We start from the raw sequence: 3,418 nt of genomic DNA, 5'->3' as shown, positions 1-3,418 counted from the left end.
ACCAAGGGCTCATTTACCAGCATAAATGCCTTGTATAAGTTGGTATATTGTGCTATAAAGAAGGCAGAGGAAAAATGGACGATGCCTGTGCATGATTGGGCAGTAGCCATATCTCAGCTTGACATTTTCTTTCCTGGAAGATTGAAAATTGAGTTGAGCTAAAAATGTGGTTTGACACAGTTTATTTAACACTCCCGAAAGGTGCTGATGTCAATAATAGAGATGAGCAAGGGTTTACCCCTTTGCATCAGGCTAGTGAGTTTGATAACTTAGAGATAATAAAGTATCTTATAGAAAAAGGTGCTGATGTTAATGCTAAAGATAATAATGGAAGAAATTCCTTGTATTATGTTTTGTACAATATTGTCCGTTTTCCCAGCTTAGATGTAGTAAAATGTCTTGTAGACAAAGGTATTGATATTAATTCTAAAGACAATAATGGCGATAATATCTTTCACAATGCTGCTAAATTTTCCGATAAAGAGTTAGAGCACGTATTAAAAAAAGAGTTAAGTATATTGGATTACCTTTTAGAAAAAGGTGCTGATGTTAATACTAAAAATAGTAAAGGTTTTACACCTTTACATACAGCTGCTCAAGAAGGCAATATGGACATGATTAAGTGGTTTATAAATATCCCAAGTATTGATTTTTACGCTAAAGATAATAAAGGTAATACACCAATACATGTAGCTATTGAGAGAGATAATTTAGGGGTAATTAAAACTCTTGTAGGCAAAAAACCTGATATTGTTAACGCCAGAAATAAAGATGGACAAACACCATTGCACATTGCCATTCATTCTTCCAATTTTGCGGTGGTAAAGTATCTTGTATCAAAAGGCGCTGATATTAGTGCTAAATATAAAGATCATGCAGGGCACACATTTTTGCATATTATTGCTTATTCTTCTTCCGGAGGCTTAGATATAGCGGAGTATCTTATAGAGAAAGGTTTTGATATTAACGCTAAAGATAATGACGGATACGCCCCATTGCACAGTGCTACTTCTTCCAACAACTTGGATGTAATAAAATTTCTCATAGAAAAAGGCGCTAATATTAATATTAAAGATATAGGTGAAGAGACCCCATTGCACATGGCTGTCACTGATAATAATTTAAATATAATGAAGTGCCTTATAGAAAAAGGTGCTGATATTAATGTTCAAGATAAGGAAAGAAACACTCCCTTGCACAAAGCTGTTAGTGATAATCATGTAGATATATTAAGGTATCTCATGGAAAAAGGTGCTGATATTAATATTAAAAATAGAATGGGCTATACACCTTTACACATAGCTGTTCAAAAAGGTAATCTGGATATAACTAAGTTGCTTATCAATATCCCAAATGTTGATTTTTATGCTAAAGATAAAGATGGTAATATACCATTACATGTAGCTATTAAGAAAGCTCAATTGGAGGCAGTTAAACTTCTTATAGATAAAAAGCCTGATATTATTAACGCTGCCAATAATGATTATGATACAGCCTTACACATAGCTGTTAATAATAATCATGTAGATGCAGTGAAGTATCTTGTAGAAAAAGGCGCTAATGTTAATGCTAAGGGTAAAAATGGGTACACCCCATTGTATTTTGCTGTCCGTTCTTCTAATGCGGAATTGGTAAAGTATCTTGTAGAAAAAGGCGCTAATGTTAATGCTAAGGGTAAAAATGGGTACACCCCATTGTATTTTGCTGTCCGTTCTTCTAATGCGGAATTGGTAAAGTATCTTGTAGAAAAAGGTGCTGATATTGATGCTAGAAATAATCAATATATAACACCTCTCATTATTGCTATTGTTATGCCTTCCAGTACTTCTGATATAGCAAAATATCTTATAGATAAATATCTTCTAGAAAAAGGTGATGAGAAAGATGACATTTTACGCCTTGCTGTCCGTAATTCTAACTTTGAAGTGGTGAAATATATTGTCGAAAAAGGTGCTAATGTTAATTCTAAGGATTCTAAGGATTATTTTGGGAATACCCTATTGCATCTTGCTAGTGGCTCTGCCAGTAACTTAGAGATGGTGAAGTACCTTGTAGAAAAAGGTGCTGACACTAATGCTAAAAACAGAAAAAATAAAACTCCTCTGGAACTTGCTCAAGAGGAATGTTCAAATTGTAAAGACGTTATAGATTTCTTAACAGAAAATAGTACGAGTCATGATGTCGAGAATACTGCTGAACATCCCGAAAGTCATTTAGAAGATGTTTCTATTTCTAGTAGCAATACTCGAGGGCTATAAGTAGTTTATGGAGCCTACCGTGTCGGTAGGCTTTTCTCTCTTCTTAATAGACAAACTCGATTTTAATCTTAATTATTAAAAATTTATTAAAAAAAAGTATTGATTTCTTAATTAATATATTATACCTTTTAATTTATATATTAATAAGAAGATAATCTATGAATGAAAAATTGAAAGCAATATTAAGTAAAATAAACTCTGATCCAAGATTTGACCCAGATACACATGATATAGTTGAAGCAATAAAAAAGAGGTTACAGATAGAACTTGTCGAGATATACCCAGGGTGGAAAAAAGAAAAATTTAATATAGATTGCTTATTTCCATTCCAAGAAAATGATGAAGATAAGAGTTTTATGTTAAATTTCTTATCTTTATTCGAAAGAGGTGATAAAGATAAGAAATTAAGTGATAAACGCGCTACATTACTGCATATTGCTGCTCAAAACGGTTATATAAAGATAATAAAGGCTCTAGTAATAGCACATGCAAAGGTTAATGCTAAAGATAATAATGGAGGAACTGCTTTACATTATGCTAAGAATGCAGAAGTAGTAAATACTCTAATAAAAAGAGGTGCAAATGTTAATGCTAAAGATGAAGATGGAAGAACACCTTTATATTTTGCTGCTATTAAAGGTAAGCGAGAGGTAATAAAGGCTCTAGTAATAGCACATGCAAAGGTTAATGCTAAAGATAATAATGGAGGAACTGCTTTACATTATGCTAAGAATGCAGAAGTAGTAAATACTCTAATAAAAAGAGGTGCAAATGTTAATGATAAAGATAATGATGGAAGAACTCCTTTACATTTTGCTGCTAATATAGCGGTAGCAAAGTATCTGATAAAAAAGAAAGGTGACGGTGTTCATGCTAAAGATAAAGATGGAAGAACTCCTTTACATTTTGCTGCTAATGCAGAAATAGTAGAGTATCTGATAGAAGACGAAGGTGCTGATGTTAATACTAGGTAGTGTCGACATTTATTTTAACCAAAGATATATAGAAGCAATATGGACAAAAGATAAGAAAGAAATAGCTAATTTATCATAACGAGTAGCAACCCTACGAAAATTCTTGAGTTTATTGAACATTCTTTCGATGAGATTTCTCTCTTTATAAAGCTCTTTATCGTATTCTCTTGGTGTTTTTCTATTGGA

The 3,418-nt window shown here is 32.5% G+C and carries 3 protein-coding genes and 1 pseudogene; 3 read left to right on the top strand and 1 reads right to left on the bottom strand.

What is annotated here, in order from left to right:
- The 3 genes and pseudogenes from IC220_RS06485 to IC220_RS06475 form a co-directional block, all read left to right on the top strand.
- Window positions 1-162 (top strand): annotated as a pseudogene (locus IC220_RS06485) (IS256 family transposase); the annotation flags it as partial.
- Between the two features lie 2 nt (window positions 163-164).
- The gene (locus IC220_RS06480; protein ID WP_188153657.1) at window positions 165-2,258 is read left to right on the top strand and encodes an ankyrin repeat domain-containing protein; all 2,094 of its coding nucleotides are present in this window, start codon (window positions 165-167) and stop codon (window positions 2,256-2,258) included.
- A 158-nt stretch (window positions 2,259-2,416) separates the two neighbouring features.
- Window positions 2,417-3,232, top strand: a complete 816-nt coding sequence (locus IC220_RS06475; RefSeq protein WP_188153656.1) for an ankyrin repeat domain-containing protein — start codon at window positions 2,417-2,419, stop codon at window positions 3,230-3,232.
- Between the two features lie 9 nt (window positions 3,233-3,241).
- Here the strand turns inward: IC220_RS06475 and IC220_RS06470 are convergent.
- The coding region (locus IC220_RS06470; protein ID WP_188152690.1) for a transposase at window positions 3,242-3,418 on the bottom strand (177 nt) is incomplete at its 5' end.

Origin of the sequence: Wolbachia endosymbiont of Pentalonia nigronervosa, assembly GCF_014534705.1 — a bacterium.
Taxonomy (GTDB): Bacteria; Pseudomonadota; Alphaproteobacteria; order Rickettsiales; family Anaplasmataceae; genus Wolbachia.
This window is presented reverse-complemented; position numbering and strand designations above follow the sequence as displayed.

Bases quoted from the DNA above. Each gene is read 5' to 3' on its own strand.
- IC220_RS06480 (WP_188153657.1), top strand. From the start codon at position 165: ATGTGGTTTGACACAGTTTATTTAACACTCCCGAAAGGTGCTGATGTC.
- IC220_RS06475 (WP_188153656.1), top strand. From the start codon at position 2,417: ATGAATGAAAAATTGAAAGCAATATTAAGTAAAATAAACTCTGATCCA.